This window comes from Nocardia sp. NPDC057668, from assembly GCF_042799795.1.
In the GTDB taxonomy this organism is placed as follows: Bacteria; Actinomycetota; Actinomycetes; order Mycobacteriales; family Mycobacteriaceae; genus Nocardia.
On sequence record NZ_JBHVIC010000007.1, the window covers coordinates 477,193 to 492,221 of the forward strand.

Sequence of the window (15,029 nt, forward strand, 5' to 3'; positions counted from 1 at the left end):
AGGGAGGTGTCGTGCGGGAAAAACCGGTCGGGAGACCGGTGGTGGTCGATCGTCAGCGCGTGTGAATCGAGGTCGTCGTGAATCTGTCGAGGCGTCAGCTCTTGCAAGCCGGTGGGGGTGTGGGATTCGCGGCGATGCTCGCCGCGTGCGGTTCCGGTGACGATGGGCCGGTGGTGGTCTCGGGCCCGCCGCAGCCGGGCGGCACCCTGCGCGTCGGCGCGCTCGGCCGACCGGGCGCGATCAGCCGGGATCCGCACGGCACCCAGGCCAACGAGAGCGACTACCTGATTCTCAGCCTGCGCTACGACACCCTGACCGTGCCGGGCGGGCAAGTGCTGACCAAGGCGCGCCTGGCCACCGCGTGGCAGTCGTCGGCGGATCTGCGGACCTGGCGCTTCACCATCGCGCCCGGTGCGAAATTCCATGACGGGAAACCGGTTACCGCCGAAGACGTGGTGTTCTCGCTACGCCGATTACGCGACATGCCCGCGGGACCCTCGCGGCTGCCGGGCGTGCGCTCGCAGTCCATCACCGCGGACGGGCCCGGCACAGTGGTGCTCGTCTCGGATTACCCCAATGCCGAACTGCCGCTGTCGACCCGGCTCGCCACCTTCGTGGTACCCGCGGGGACGACCGACATCGAGAACGCGCCCGGGACCGGGCCTTTCGCGCTGGAGTGGTTCCGGGGCGGCAACGCGCGACTGGTGCGCAACCGCGAATGGTACGGCGGCGAGACGTATCTCGACGCGGTCGAGGTGAGCGTTTTCGAGAGCCCGCAGGCCATGGCGACGGCGCTGCTCGCCGGGCAGATCGACCTGGCATCGAACGCCGGGGCGGTGGCGGCGCGGACGGCACAGGGGCGCAAGGATATCCAGACGTTGCGGCGGACGGACGATATGGCGATGCCGATCGTCATGCGGGCCGCTCCCGGCAGCCCGTACGCCGACGCGCGGGTGCGCGAGGCGCTGCGGCTGGCCGTGGACCGCCCGGCCATGGTCGCGCAGGCCCTGTCCGGGTACGGAGTGGTCGGCAACGATGTGCTCGGCACCGGTGATCCCGGCTTCGCCCGCGGGCTGCCGCAGCGCGTCCGCGACCTCGACCGGGCCAAAAAGCTGCTGGCCGAAGCCGGTTTCGACACCGGTAAGACCTATCGGCTGTCCACCACAGAGGACATTGCCGGACTGGCGGAGTCGGCGACCCTGTTCGCCACCCAGGTCCGCGAGGCGGGTGTGCGGATCGAGGTGGTCAAACAGGAGTCCGGGTCGTTCTGGGAGGACACCTGGCTCAAAGGCGACCTTTACACCACCTACTGGGGCACGAACGACTCGGTGCTGTTCCTGGCCGGCCGCATCATGCTCACCGACAGCAGCCGCAACGAGGCCGCCTGGCACGACCCGGAGTTCGACGCCGCCTACCAGCGCGCGGTCGGCGCACCCGACCCCGCCGCTCGCGCCACGGCCCTCACCGATCTGCAACGCCTGCAATACGACCGCTCCGGCTACATAGTCTGGGGCGTCGCCGACGGCATAGACCTGGCCCACCGCCGAGTCCAGGCCCTGCCCACCCTCCCCGGCTTCGGCCGCGTCCAGCTCGAGCGAACATGGCTGGCCCGCTGAGTCCCGGTGGTGCGGGGTCGGACGGCCGTGTTCGGGAGGTGTTGAGCGGCAAACGCTTCGAGCATCGCCGCCGGCATCGGGACGGATCGCCGGAGCCGCTTCGTACCGGACGTACCGTGCCCGGTGGGACGATCTTCAGTGGTCGATCCGAACTCTGGTTCCGTGACGGCGCATTCGCTCGACTGCGCCGAAGCGAGCATGGGTCCGGCCCGTACCCTCCGCGAGCAGGACTTTCGCCGCCGCCCACCGACCATGGTGGGCCAGTGTGGCGGCGACGCGCCGCGGGTGTGGTCGAGGCTCTCCTGTCCCGGGCGGCCATGGTTGTGTCCGCCGAGCGAGGTGCCGTAGACGTCAGGTGGCGCCGACAAGGCGCACCGGTCACTGATGTGTGCGGGATCGCGGCTACCGGCCCGGCGGCTGCCCGGGTCTCGCCGCAGTGGGGCGAGCCGAAGACGGCGGACCCGGTCGCGACAGTCGCCGACGCGGTAGGCGGTGGGGTCGAAGCCGTGCGGTCGCAGCCCGGCGGGTCCGATGCGAGTCGGCTACCTCGGGCGGACGGGCCGCCCGCGCCAGCCCCGGTCGTCGATCACAGTGAGGCGGTTCGGGGTAGCGGTGCCCTGCGAAGGCGGGGCGGCAGGTGGCAGTTCGGAGGCTCAGCCAGGTGGGCGAGTGTGCGGCAGCTTCCACGAACCATGACAGTCCGGATGCCCGACGGGCGAGATATCGGCCGGGAGGGCAGGGCCGAGCGATGTCGGTGGCGTCGCCGGGGCGAGGTCGGGCGGCTCAAAGTGGAACAAGACGCGGCGCACGACACTGCGCGAGTCGAACCGGATGAGCTGCCCCGAGTGACGAACGGCGATGCCGCCGAGGCGAAGCCGAGTGGTGTGGGCGGTGTGGTGACGTCGCTGAGCGGTCAGCGACAGGGGCCGGACAGGGGCGACACGGGAGCGGATCGCGCCGCACCGGGGGCCGGCGGGGAAGTCGCCCCGGCGCGATCGGCCGAGCCGAGTAGGGGTGAGTTCGGACGACGACCATCACGTTCGTGGCGACGGGGTCGATCTGGTCCGATGGGGCCGGATCGGGAGTCGATCGGCGGGTCTCTCGAGGCCGGGGCGGTGCACGGAGTGGCGGAGAATCAGCTGATCGAAGGTGGTGCGCGAGGGCGAAACAGGCTCTCCGGGAACATGTTCGGGCGGGTGGTTCGGGTGGGGGTGCGGGCCGGGCGGGGTGGGGTTCGGGTTTTGGCCGGGCGGGCGGGGAGCGGGGGTGCGCGGCCTCGGCGGAGGGGGTGGGCCCGGGGCTTGCGGGTGGGGGCTTACGCGGGGGCGTTGGCCGCGCGGCGGGTGGCTCTGTTGCTGGGGTTGCTTGCGATGGTGTTCGTGGCGGTGGATCTGCTGCCGGGGGACGCGGCGCTGGCCACCGGGGAGCGGGGGGCCGGGGCGGGGGAGGTCGCGCGGCGGCGGGCGGAGCTGGGATTGGATCGGCCTGTGCTGGAACGGTTCTGGGAATGGATGACCGGGCTGGTGCGGGGGGATCTGGGGGTCTCCGCGCGCGGGGTGCCGGTGTTGGAGCTGGTGGGCGGGGCGTTTCCCAACACCCTGCTGCTGGGTGGGGCGGCGCTCGTGTTGACGGGGGCCGGGGCGGTGGTGCTCGGGGGCTGGGCCGCGGTGCGGGCCGGGGGAGTGGTGGACCGGATCGTGTCCGGGGCTGCGACGGTGGTGCTCGCGCTGCCGGAGTTCGTGGTGGCGGTGGTGCTCGTGCTGGTGTTCGCGCTGTGGACCGGGTGGCTGCCCGCCGTGACCATCGCGGGGGCCGACGGGCGGCCCGCCTCCTGGGACATGCTGGTGCTGCCGGTGCTGGCGCTGACGATTCCGCAGATCGGGTGGAACGTGCGGATCGTGCGCGCGGCGCTGGCCGACGAGGCGCGGGAGCCGCACGTGGAAGCGGCTGTGCTGGATGGGCTCTCGCCGTACCGGGTGCTGCTGCGGCATGTGCTGCCGGGTGCGCTGCCCGCCATCGTCACGGGGCTGGCCACCTCCACGGGGGTGCTGCTCGGCGGGGCCGTGGCGGTCGAAGTGGTGTTCAACTATCCGGGCATCGGGTCGGTGCTGGCCTCGGCCGTCGCCGACCGCGATGCCCCGCTGATCGCGGGGGTGACCGCGCTGGCGGGGGCGGCGATCACCCTGGTGCTGCTGTCCGCGGATCTGGTGCGCGACGCGCTCTCGGGAGGTCGGCGATGAACGAGTCGGAACCGGTGCGCGGCGTCGGCGATGATCGAGGTGCCGCCGGGAGCGGACACGGCGGTGGCGGGGCCAGGGTCACCCGGCGCGGGTGGCTGAGCTCCGTGATTCGCCGAGATCGTTTGTTCGGCACCGTTGTTCGACTGGCACCGGCGGTGCTGCTGATAGCCGCGGCCCTGGTGGGGCCGTTGCTCGCGCCGCACGCCATCGACGCGCCGGTGACCGAGCCGTACGCGCGAGCGGGCGGGGCGGCTCCGCTGGGCGGAGACATGCTGGGGCGCGACGTGGTCAGCCGATTACTCGCGGGCGGGCGGGATCTCGTGATCTCCTCGCTGGTCGCGGCGGTGCTGGTGACCGCGGTGGCGGCGGTGCTCGGGGCGGTCGGCGCGCTGCGGCCGGGAGTGGGGCGGGTGGTCGACCGGGCCACGGACATGCTGATCCTGCTGCCGTCGGTGCTCGGGCTGCTGCTCATCGCCATGTCGTGGCGGGACGGCGGGCGGCTGGCGATCATCGCGGCCGCGGTGGTGCTCGGCTCGCCGTACGCGGTGCGGCTGGTCTCGGGCGCGGCCGCGCCGGTGGCGGCGTCCGGCTACGTGGAGGCGGCCGCCGCGGGCGGAGAACGCCTGTGGCATCTGGTCTTACGCGAGGTGCTGCCCAATCTGCGCGCGACCCTGCTGGCCCTGTTCGGCCTGCGCTTCGTCGCCGCGGTCTACCTGGTCGCCACCGCCGCGTTCCTCCAGATAGGCCCGCAACCCCCCGCCGCCGACTGGGCCCTGATGATCCGCGAGAACGGCCCGGGCATCCTGCTCAATCCCTGGGCGGTGGTGGCCCCCAGCGTCCTGATCGCCCTGCTCGCACTGAGCGTGAACCTCGCCGCGGCCGCCCTCGCGCCGCAGGCCGGACGAAAAGCGGTGAGCCCACAGTGAGTATCGAATCCGACGACTCCGCTCGCGATGTTCTGGCCGCGCCGCAGGTCGAATCCGAGTGTGCCGGTCGCGATGCCGTTGTCGAGTCGCCGGGCGGTTCCGGGTGTGCCTCGCGTGAGGTTGCGGTCGTGGACGGATTGTCGATCGCGGGCGGCGAGAACCGATTCCTGGTGCGCGACGCCGGTTTCCGGGTCGAGCCCGGCCGGCTGCTGGCGTTGACCGGGCCGTCCGGATCGGGGAAGACCACGCTGCTGCGCGCCCTGCTCGGGGTGCTCCCGCCCGAGACCTCGCGCCGTGCGGGCCGGGTCGAGGTGCTCGGCTCGGACGTCTTCGCGCTGAGCCCCGAGGAGCTGCGCGAATTGCGCCGCACCCGAATAGCTTTCGTCGGCCAGGATCCGGGCTCGAGCCTCAACCCGCGCATGCGCGTGCGCACCCTCGTCCGCGAGCTCGCCCCCGATCCCACCGCCGTATCCACCCTCCTGCGGGAGGTCCGCCTACCCGCCGACGCCGACTTCGCCACCCGCCGCCCCGGCGCCCTCTCCGGCGGTCAGCAACGCCGCGTGGCCCTGGCCCGCGCCCTGGCTCGCCACCCCGACCTGCTCCTGCTCGACGAGCCCACCGCCGGCCTGCATCCCGCCCTCCGCGACGAGATCGGCGACCTCCTGCTCCGCCTGTCCCGCGACCGCAACCTGGCCGTCGTCTTCGCCTGCCACGACACCGATCTCGTGGCCCGCATAGCCGACGAGGTCCACGACCTGACCCCGCCACACTCGCCGAGCGTCGTTGCACGCGCGGCGAACTCCGGCCGAGATTCGAACCCGTCCGCCGCCCGCGCACTCGCCGAGATCGCCGAATCACCGGCGGGAGAGCCGGATTCGCAGTCGACGACCGATTCCATCGCGCCAGGGGCCGGTGAATCGACCCTGATGGCGTCGGAGAACGGTGACCGGGTGCTCGCTCCCGCGATCGATCCGCCCGGCTCCCCCGATGATGCGGTGGCGTCGCATGCGGCGGTCGCTGATGAAGCGCCCGCGGTCGCATCGGCCGACCCGCGGCCGGACTCGCTGCTCGTCGTGCGGGGATTGCGCGTCTGGTCCGGCGGAGCGCAGGTTGTGCGAGACATCGACCTAGTCGTCGCGGCCGGCGCGTCGGCGGGGATCGTAGGGCCCTCGGGCGCTGGGAAGACGAGTCTGGTGCGGGCGATGGTGGGGTTGCAGCCCGCCGGGGCCGGGGTGATCGAGTTCGCGGGCAGGCGACTGCGGCCCGCATCGGCGCGGCGAAAGCGCGAGGAGCGCAGGCGGATTCAGCTGGTGCCGCAGAACCCGCTGGGCGCGTTGAACCCCAGCCGCACGGTCGCCGCGACCCTGGGCCGCCCGGTCCTGCTACACCGGCGACGCCCCCGGCGCGAAGTGCCCGCCCGGGTCGCGGAACTACTCGACCAGGTCGGCCTCGGCGCGGAGTTCGCGGCCCGCTACCCGCACGAACTCTCCGGCGGCCAGCGCCAGCGCGTCTCGATCGCCCGCGCCCTGGCCGCCGACCCGGACATCCTCATCTGCGACGAGGTCACCTCCGCCCTCGACACCCGGACCGCGACGTCGATCATGGACCTGCTCTCCACCCTCCGCGCCCGCCACAACCTGTCCCTGGTCCTGATAGCCCACGACCTCCCCCTGATAGCCGCCCACACCGACACGGTCCTGGTCATCGACGCGGGCCGCCCGGTCGAGTCCGGTCCCACCCCAACGGTTTTCGCCAACCCGTCCCACGAGGTCACCCGCGCCCTACTCGGCGCATCGACCCCGGCCGGGTCCTGAGACGAGCGGCGACCGCCGCAAACTTTCGGGCGTCGACGCCTACCGATTGCGGGTCGGTTCTTTCCGAATCGTCTACCAGGTGCAGGACAACGTCCTGGTCATCCTGGTGATCAAGGTCGGGTGGAGACGCGACGTGTACCGCGATCTCTGACCGCACGTATTGCGTGCCGGACAGCTGAAATCCGTTGCGCCCCCGTAGGAATCGCCGGCGAGTTCATCAGCTGAACGGGGTGTTCGGGCGGGGTTGCAGGACCTCGTCGACGTAGATGTCGACCTTCTCGTTGTAGAAGCAGGCCAGGCCGGCCACCTTCTGGCTCTCGGGCAGGGGGGTGCGGTAGAGCCAGACCAGGTCGCGGAACTCCTCTTCGCCGAGGCGGACATGGCGGTACTCGGCGGTGCCCTTGTACGGGCACTGCGAGCTGGTCGGGGACGGGCGGAGCAGGTCCTGGCGGACGTCGGTCAGGGGGAGGTAGTAGCGGGGCGGGAGGCCGGTTTCGAAGAGGATGCGGGCCGAGCGGGAATCGGCGAGCGTCTCGCCGTTCAGCTCCACGCGGATGCGGCGGGAGCTGGCGAGGATGTCGACTCGGCTGTACGGATCGCGGGGGTGGACGTAGATCGGCTCGTCCTCCTCGAACCACTCGTCCATGGCCGGGAAATCCAGGCGCACCAGATCGCCGAGTTCGGGGGAATCCAGATAGCGCACGGCCGCCGCGGGCGCGACGCCGCTGTCGCCCGCGACGTCGAACTCGGTGCCCGCGCCGAGCGCCGGATGCTCGCGCGTCACCCCGGTGGGTTCGAGCTTGGCCCGCAGGTCGGCGACCGGAATGTAGTAGGTCGGGTAGTAGGGGTGCTCCCACACCAGCCGGGACGCGACGGTGTCGGCGACGGGATGCCCGCCCAGATAGGCGCGCACCCGCTTGGCGCACGGCTCGACGCGGATCGGCCCGGTATTCGTCTCTGCCATACCCGCCGACGGTACTCCGGCGCGGAAGGAGCAGTCGCGGAAAGGAATTGGACCGGACCGGTCCCGCGCGGCCGCCCGCGCCCGCCGAGCCGACCTGGTCGATTGACCAGACCCGGGATTTTTGTCGCCTGACCAGCCCCGATATGGTTAGCCCGCAACATTCGAGCAACTTGTACGGAGGATGGTCAGATGTCGGAACCGACCGGCGCCGAGCAGGCGGGCCTGCGCACCGGACTGCGTCGCCGCCACATGACCATGCTGGCCATCGGCGGCGCGGTCGGCGCGGGCCTGTTCGTGGGCAGCGGCTCGGTCATCGGAACCGCCGGCCCGGCCGCCATCCTCTCCTACGGCGCGGCCGGTCTGCTCGTCCTGTGCGTCATGCGGGCACTGGGCGAAATGGTCGTGGCCCGCCCGGTCGCCGGATCGCTCACCGAATACGCGCGCATGACCATGGGCCCGTTCGCCGGTTTCACCGTCGGCTGGCTCTACTGGTACCTCTACGTCATCCTGGTCGGCGCGGAGGCGGTGGCGGGCGCGGCGATCCTGGCCACCTGGATCGACCTGCCGCAATGGACCCTCTCGGCCGGGCTGCTGGTGCTCATGACGGCCGTGAACCTGGTGTCGGTGAAGTCGTTCGGCGAGTTCGAATTCTGGTTCGCCTCCATCAAGGTCGTCGCCATCGTGCTGTTCATCGTGATCGGCGCGGCCTGGGTCTTCGGCCTGTGGCCGGACTCCGACGGCGGCTTCGGAAACCTCACCGCGTTCGGCGGCTTCGCGCCCAACGGCATCGGCGGGATCTTCTCCGCGATCGTGGTGGTGCTGTTCGCCTTCGGCGGCACCGAGATCGTGACGGTCGCCGCGGCCGAATCCAAGGAGCCGGGACAGGCCGTGGCCCGCGCCACCAACAACGTGCTGTGGCGGGTCGGCCTGTTCTACGTGGCCTCGATCTTCCTGGTGGTGACGATCCTGCCGTGGAACGACGCCGAGATCCTGCAGAGCCCGTTCGTCAGCGCCCTGGACCACATGGGCATTCCGGCCGCGGGCACGATCATGCAGGTCGTCATCCTCACCGCCGTGCTCTCGGTGCTCAACTCGGCCATCTACGTCTCCTCCCGGATGCTCTACGTGCTGACCCGGGACGGCGACGCGCCCGCCGCGCTCGTGAAGGTGAACCGGCGCGGCGTACCCGCCCGCGCGGTGCTGCTCGGAACGGTCGCGGCCTGGGGCGCGGTCATCGCGTCCTATATCTCCCCGGACCAGGTGTTCACGTTCCTGCTGAACTCGATCGGCGTGATCCTGGCCTACGTCTACGTGGCCATCATGATCTCCCAGCTCCGCCTGCGCGCCCGCCTGCGCCGCGAGGATCCCTCGGCCCTGACCTACCGCATGTGGGGCTACCCCTACCTGAGCTGGCTGGTGATCATCGCGATCGTCGCGGTCTTCGTCGCCATGGCCCGCGTGCCCGAACAGCGCAACCAGCTCCTGGCCTCCACCGCCTCCCTCCTGGTGGTCGCCGCCCTCTATCCGCTGCGCGCCCGCTTCGGCAGCAAGCCCCCGACCCGCGACGTGGAGATCCTGCACCCCTGAACCGCGAAAGGCCGGGGCCACGGCGAAGACGCCGCGGCCCCGGCCTTTTCGGCCGACGTGCCTACGCGGGACGGGGGAGAGGACGAGCCGGGGCGCCGAAGAGCTGGGCGTCGCCGTGTGCCCGCTTGAAGAACAGGTGGGCGTCGTGCTCCCAGGTGATGGCGATGCCGCCGTGGAGCTGAACGGTTTCCGAGACCACCGAGTTCAGCGTCGTGGTCGCGTGCAGGCGGGCCGCGGCGACGTCGACGGGGTCGGCCGTGCCGGTTGCCAGGCCCGAAATCGCCAGGTAGGCAACGGATCGGGTGGACTCCACCAGGACGTACATGTCGGCCATGCGGTGCTTGAGCGCCTGGAAGCTGCCGATCGGGCGGCCGAACTGCACGCGGGATTTGCTGTACTCCACGGTCATGTCCAGGCACCGCTCGGCCGCGCCGAGCTGCTCGGCGGTGACCGCGGCCCAGGCGATGTCGCGCAGTCGCGCGACGTCGACCGCGCCCAGCAGCGTCGCGGGCACGCCCGCGAACTTGACGGTGGTCAGCCGCCGGGTGGGGTCCATGGTCGGAACGGAGGTGCGGGTGATGCCCGCCGCGTCGTCGTCGACCTCGAACAGCCCCTCGGCGGTCAGCACCAGCAGCGACTGCGCGTGCGAGCCGTCCAGGACGTAATGCGCTGTACCGGTGAGGGTTTCGCCCTCGGCGCGGACGCCGAACGAGTCCCAGCCGGTGGTCCCGGCCCAGCACAGCGCCAGGGTGCGCGCACCCTCGGCCACCTCGGGCAGCAGCCGCTCGTTGGCCTCGGCGTTGCCCGCCAGCAGCAGGGCCTGCACGCCCAGCACCGCCGAGCCGAGCATGGGCGGTGCGGCCAGGGTCCGGCCCAGCTCCTCGACCACCAGCAGCGCTTCGACCAGTCCGACGCCGACGCCGCCGAACTCCTCCGGAATCGCCAGCGCCGCGACGCCGACCTGCTCGCACAGCAGTTTCCAGAGCTGCTCGTCGTATCCGCGCTCGGCGTCCAGCCCGCGCCGCATAGCCGCGCTGTCCCCGTGCTTGGCCAGCACCGCGCGCACGGTCGTGACGAGTTCTTGCTGCTCAGCCGTGATGCTCATGCGTCGGCTCCGATCCTGTCCAGGTAGGTGATGACTGTGCTGCCGTGGCGGTGTGCGCGCGGCGGTCGAGCTCCGGCGGCCACGGCCGAAACCGCCTGCGGCGCCGGACCGTTCCCGCCGCGCGGACTCACGCGGCGGCTTCGGGGGAGCCGGCGCGCAGCGCGGCGGCGATGCGGGCGCGGTGCAGATCCGGCGTGCCCCAGGCCGAACGCAGCGCGTTGACCTTGGTCAGCCACAGCGACAGATCGCATTCGGCGGTGTAGCCGATCGCGCCGTGCACCTGCAGCCCGATCCGCGCGGCCTGGTACGCCGCTTCCCCGGCGGCCAGCTTGGCGGCGGAGATGTCGCGGGCGCGGATGCCGGCCTCGGCCCCGTCCTGCAGGGTCAGCGCGGCCCGGTAGAGCAGCGGCTGCGCCATCTCGAGGCCGATCATGACGTTGGCCAGGTGATGCTTGATGGCCTGGTACTGCCCGATCGGCTTGCCGAACTGCTGGCGCTGCTTCACGTACTCGACGCTGGTGTCCAGCAGGGCCCGGCCCGCGCCGAGCAGCTGCGCGGCCGCGGCGAGCGCGCCGGTGTCGAAGGCGAGTTCGATGGCCGCGGCCACCCCGTCGCCCTCGGCGAGCACGTCGTCCCCGGTCAGCGGGAACAGCCGGCGCGCGGCGTCCACCGAGCGGACGATCTCGCCCGCGCTCGCCAGCACGATCCGGTCACCCGAGGCGACCAGCCGCAGGTCGGCGACATCGGCGTCCAGCGCCACGGCCGCGCCCTGATCGGGCAGGGCGAGGGTGCCCAGCTTGGACCCCTCGGCGAAGTCCGGCAGCCATTCCGAGGCGGGTCCGACGTCCGGAAGCGCCTGCAGCAGTGCGGGAATCGCGGCGGCGGTCTCGATCAGCGGACCGGGCACGGCGGCCCGGCCGATCTCGGTGAAGGCCACGATGAGCTCCACCGGCCCGGCGCCGAAGCCGCCGTTCTCCTCGGTGACGGTCAGCCCGAGCGCGCCGGCCTCGGCCAGCTGCCGGATCAGCGCGAGCCCGGCGGCGTGCTCACCCTCGCCCCACGCGCGCACGACGGCGGGGGTCTTGGCGGCCTCGCCCATCTTGCGCAGGCTGGCGGCGAAATCGATCTGTTCTGCGGTCAATGCGAAGCGCATGTCGGTTTCTCCGTGGTTCTAGCGCGGCAGGCCGAGCAGGCGTTCGGCGATGATGTTTCGCTGGATCTCGTTGGTGCCCGCGTAGATCGGGCCGGCCAGCGCGAAGAGATAGCCGTCGGTCCACTCCGATTCCTGCTCGGCGGCGGCCCCGCGGATGTCCAGTGCGGTCTCGTGCATGGCGATGTCCAGATCGGACCAGAACACCTTGTTCACCGAGGATTCCGCGCCCAGCTGACCGCCGTCGGCGAGCCGGGTGACGGTGGCCCAGGTGTTCAGGCGGTACGCCTCGGCCCCGACCCACGCGTCCACGACGCTGTTGCGCACGGCGGTGTCGGACTCGTCGGCGGTCGTGCGCCACAGCTCGATGAGCTTGGCGGCGGTGGCGTTGAAGCGGCCGGGCGCGCGCAGCGACAGCCCGCGCTCGTTGCTCGAGGTCGCCATGGCGACCTTCCAGCCGTTGTTGGCCTCACCGATGACATCGGCATCCGGCACGAACACGTTGTCCAGGAAGATCTCCGCGAACCCGGGCTCGCCGTCCAGCTGCGGGATCGGGCGCACGGTGACGCCCTCGGCCGTCAGCGGGAACATCAGGTACGTCAAACCCTTGTGCCGCTGGGCCTCCGGGTCGCTGCGGAAGAGCCCGAAGCCCCAATCCGCGTACGAGGCGCGCGAGCTCCAGGTCTTCTGGCCGTTGAGGATCCAGCCGCCCTCGGTGCGCTTGGCGCTCGAGCGGATGCCCGCCAGGTCGCTGCCGGCCTCGGGCTCGGACCACGCCTGCGCCCAGATATCCTCCGCGCGAGCCATTCTCGGCAGGATGCGGGCCAGTTGCTCGGGCGAGCCGTGCTCGAACAGCGTCGGGGCCAGCAGGAAGATGCCGTTCTGCGAGACCCGTCCCGGTGCGCCGGAGGCGTAGTACTCCTCCTCGAACACCACCCATTCGATCAGCGAGGCGTCGCGGCCGCCGTATTCGGCGGGCCAGGCCACGCAGGAGAGCCGGGCGTCGGCCAGTTTGCCCTCCCACTCGCGGTGCGCCTCGAAGCCCGCCGCGGTGTCCATGGACGGCAGGGGAGCGGCGGGCACGTTGGCGGCCAGGAATTCCCGGACCTCCTGCCGGAAAGCCGCTGTCTTGGCGTCGAATTCGAGATCCACTTACTTCGCCCCGTTCCTCTCCGCGTCGGCCGTGGCCGTCGCGGTGTTCTTCATAGACTTGGCATTCATGCCGCCGAGCGAATCCGCTCCGACCTCGGCATTGTGGGCGTGCGCGAAATGGTGCAGCCCGAAGACCGAATCCATGCCCGCGCGCATGCCCATGAGGTCCTCGCACTGATTGACGGCCTTCTTGGTCAGCGCCAATCCGAATTGCGGCATGGCCGAGATCTTCTCGGCGAGCGCGAACGTCTCGGTCTCCAGATTCGCGCGCTCGACGACGCGATTCACCATGCCCCACTCGTACGCCTGCGCGGCGGAGAAACGGTCACCGGTGAACAGGATCTCCTTGGCGCGGCGCGGCCCGAGCATCCACGGATGCGCGAAGTACTCCACGCCCGGAATGCCCATGCGCACCACCGGATCGGAGAAGAACGCGTCGTCCGAGGCCACGATCATGTCGCAGGACCAGGCCAGCATGAGCGCGCCCGCGATGCACGCGCCCTGCACCATGGCGATGGTCGGCTTGGGGATCTCGCGCCAGCGCCGGCACATGCCGAGGTAGACCTCGGTCTCGCGGGCGAAGCGCTGATCGCCGCCGGGCCGTTCGGTGTGGTCCCACCACAGCGCGGCCTGGTTCTCGTACTTGACGTGATGATCGCGGCCCGGGGTGCCGATGTCGTGCCCCGCGCTGAAATGCTTTCCGGCGCCGGCCAGCACGATCACCTTGACCTCGGCGTCCTCGACCGCGCGCACGAAGGCGGCGTCCAGGGCGTAGGTCATCACGGAGTTCTGGGCATTGCGGTAGTCCGGCCGGTTCAGCGTGACGACCGCGATCGGCCCGCGCTTCTCGTAGAGGACGACCTCGCCCTCGTCGGGGATGGGCCCCGGTGCCGAGTCGGTGGCGCTCACGCCTTCTCCTCACGTAGTTGCCGCTTGAGTACCTTGCCGGCGGCGCTGTAGGGCAGCTGATCGCGGAACTCCACGAACCGCGGCACCTTGAAATTGGCCAGCAGCGTCTTGGCATGCGCGAGAACGTCGTCGGCGGTCAGCTCGGCGCCGGGCTTGCGGACGACGTACACCTTGCCGACCTCGCCCATGCGCTCGTCCGGCACGCCGATGACCGCGGTCTCGGCGACCCCGGCCAGGCGCGCCATGGCCTGTTCCACCTCGGCGGGATAGACGTTGAAGCCGCCGGAGATGTACATGTCCTTGAGCCGGTCGGTGACCTTCATGTAGCCGCGCTCGTCGATCACCGCGACGTCGCCGGTGTGCAGCCAGCCGTCGTTGTCGATGGTGTCCGCGGTGGCCTGCGGATCCTCCAGGTAGCCGAGCATGATCTGCGAGCTGCGCAGCAGCAGTTCACCGTTGTCGGCCAGTTTGATCTCGAAGCCGTCGATGGCCCGGCCGCAGGTGTTGGCGATGGTCTCGGCCGAATCCTCGGGGCGGCACATGGTGCCGAAACCGCCGGATTCGGTCTGCCCGTACGCGGTCAGCACCACGTCGAAGTCCAGTTCGTCGCGCATGCGCTCGATGAGCACGACCGGCACGGTCGCCGCGCCGGTGACCGCGACCCGCAGCGTCGACAGGTCCGCGGTGGCCCGGGCCGGATGTTCGAGGATGGTCTGGAAGATGGTCGGCGGCCCGGTCAGCACCGTGATCCGCTCGGCGGCGATGAGCCGCATGGTCTCGGGCACGTCGAAGGTGGCCTGCGGGACGATGCTCGCGCCGGTGACCAGCGAGGCGAGAATGCCCGCCTTGTAGCCGAAGCTGTGGAAGAAGGGCGGCACCACCAGGTACCGGTCCTGCTGGTTCAGGGTCGCGCAGTCGGCCCAGGCGCGGGCGCTGGTGAGCGCGCGGGTGTGCGGAATGAGCACGCCCTTGCTGCGGCCGGTGGTGCCGGAGGTGAACAGGATGTCCGAGACGTCGTCGGGCAGTACCGATTCCGCGCGCGCGATGGCGTCGCCGAGGGTGACGGCCTCGGCCAGCTTCGGCAATTCGGCCCAGGCGATGGCGTTCTCGACCGCGGCGTCCCGGTCACCGGGAATGACGATGACGGTGTCGATGGTGAGTTCGGGTGCGTCGGCGCGCAATTCGGCCAGGCGGTCGCGGCCCAGGAATTCCCCGACGATGAACAGTGCCTTGGCCCGGACCCGGCTCAGCACGTCGGCGGCCTCGTCGGCCACGTACCGCGTGTTGAGCGGCACGATGACCGCGCCCACGTAGTGGGTGGCCAGTACGGCGGTGATCCAGTGATGGGTGTTGGGAGCCCAGATGCCGATCCGGTCGCCGCGCTCGACGCCCTGCGCGATGAGCACGCGGGCGGTCTCACGGACCGAGTCGAGCAGTTGCGCCCAGCTCAGCCGCACAGAACCGTCGGTGACGGCGGGTGCGGAACCGTACGCCTGCGCTGCGGCGTGCAGCGCCAGGGGAGTGGTCTGGGGCAGCGCGGACACGGTCTGCGGTGGGGATGTCACG

Annotated in this window: 11 protein-coding genes and 1 pseudogene; 6 read left to right on the forward strand and 6 right to left on the reverse strand. The window is 71.1% G+C overall.

The genetic code is table 11. From position 1 onward, the window contains the following. Positions 1-119 precede the first annotated feature (119 nt). The 5 genes and pseudogenes from ACFVBH_RS35535 to ACFVBH_RS35555 all read left to right on the forward strand — a co-directional run. On the forward strand, positions 120-1,616 hold the full coding sequence (locus ACFVBH_RS35535; protein WP_379008555.1) for an ABC transporter substrate-binding protein: 1,497 nt from the start codon (positions 120-122) through the stop codon (positions 1,614-1,616). Between the two features lie 1,343 nt (positions 1,617-2,959). Beyond that, positions 2,960-3,856 (forward strand): ABC transporter permease, encoded by an 897-nt coding sequence (locus tag ACFVBH_RS35540; RefSeq protein WP_379008763.1) that lies wholly within the window; start codon positions 2,960-2,962, stop codon positions 3,854-3,856. Then, a complete protein-coding gene (locus tag ACFVBH_RS35545; protein ID WP_354989487.1) occupies positions 3,853-4,782 on the forward strand; it encodes an ABC transporter permease subunit in 930 nt (309 codons plus the stop codon). The genes ACFVBH_RS35540 and ACFVBH_RS35545 overlap by 4 nt, the downstream gene beginning before the upstream one ends. Then, entirely contained in the window at positions 4,779-6,596 is a 1,818-nt protein-coding gene (locus tag ACFVBH_RS35550; RefSeq protein WP_379008557.1) for an ABC transporter ATP-binding protein, read from the forward strand. Before ACFVBH_RS35545 ends, ACFVBH_RS35550 begins: the two co-directional genes overlap by 4 nt. A gap of 19 nt (positions 6,597-6,615) precedes the next feature. Then, a pseudogene (locus tag ACFVBH_RS35555) lies at positions 6,616-6,747 on the forward strand (type II toxin-antitoxin system RelE/ParE family toxin); the annotation flags it as partial. A gap of 66 nt (positions 6,748-6,813) precedes the next feature. On the opposite strand, the gene ACFVBH_RS35560 reads toward ACFVBH_RS35555, so the two are convergent. Continuing rightward, positions 6,814-7,560 (reverse strand): DUF427 domain-containing protein, encoded by a 747-nt coding sequence (locus tag ACFVBH_RS35560; protein WP_379008560.1) that lies wholly within the window; start codon positions 7,558-7,560, stop codon positions 6,814-6,816. Positions 7,561-7,749: 189 nt separating this feature from the next. Between ACFVBH_RS35560 and ACFVBH_RS35565 the strand changes: the two genes are divergently transcribed. Next, positions 7,750-9,147: an amino acid permease gene (locus ACFVBH_RS35565; RefSeq protein WP_354989490.1), complete on the forward strand. Its 1,398-nt coding sequence runs from the start codon at positions 7,750-7,752 to the stop codon at positions 9,145-9,147. A 61-nt stretch (positions 9,148-9,208) separates the two neighbouring features. Here the strand turns inward: ACFVBH_RS35565 and ACFVBH_RS35570 are convergent, their stop codons facing one another. The 5 genes from ACFVBH_RS35570 to ACFVBH_RS35590 all read right to left on the reverse strand — a co-directional run bounded on the left by ACFVBH_RS35570 (position 9,209) and on the right by ACFVBH_RS35590 (position 15,007). Continuing rightward, positions 9,209-10,252 (reverse strand): acyl-CoA dehydrogenase family protein, encoded by a 1,044-nt coding sequence (locus tag ACFVBH_RS35570; RefSeq protein ID WP_379008563.1) that lies wholly within the window; start codon positions 10,250-10,252, stop codon positions 9,209-9,211. A 127-nt stretch (positions 10,253-10,379) separates the two neighbouring features. Continuing rightward, positions 10,380-11,405, reverse strand: coding sequence for an acyl-CoA dehydrogenase family protein (locus ACFVBH_RS35575; protein WP_379008565.1), 1,026 nt, complete (start codon positions 11,403-11,405; stop codon positions 10,380-10,382). An 18-nt stretch (positions 11,406-11,423) separates the two neighbouring features. Beyond that, the gene (locus ACFVBH_RS35580; protein WP_379008567.1) at positions 11,424-12,554 is read right to left on the reverse strand and encodes an acyl-CoA dehydrogenase family protein; all 1,131 of its coding nucleotides are present in this window, start codon (positions 12,552-12,554) and stop codon (positions 11,424-11,426) included. Then, positions 12,555-13,463, reverse strand: coding sequence for an enoyl-CoA hydratase (locus ACFVBH_RS35585; protein WP_354989494.1), 909 nt, complete (start codon positions 13,461-13,463; stop codon positions 12,555-12,557). It lies immediately after the preceding gene. Then, positions 13,460-15,007, reverse strand: coding sequence for a FadD3 family acyl-CoA ligase (locus ACFVBH_RS35590; protein WP_379008765.1), 1,548 nt, complete (start codon positions 15,005-15,007; stop codon positions 13,460-13,462). The genes ACFVBH_RS35585 and ACFVBH_RS35590 overlap by 4 nt, the downstream gene beginning before the upstream one ends. Positions 15,008-15,029 lie beyond the last annotated feature (22 nt).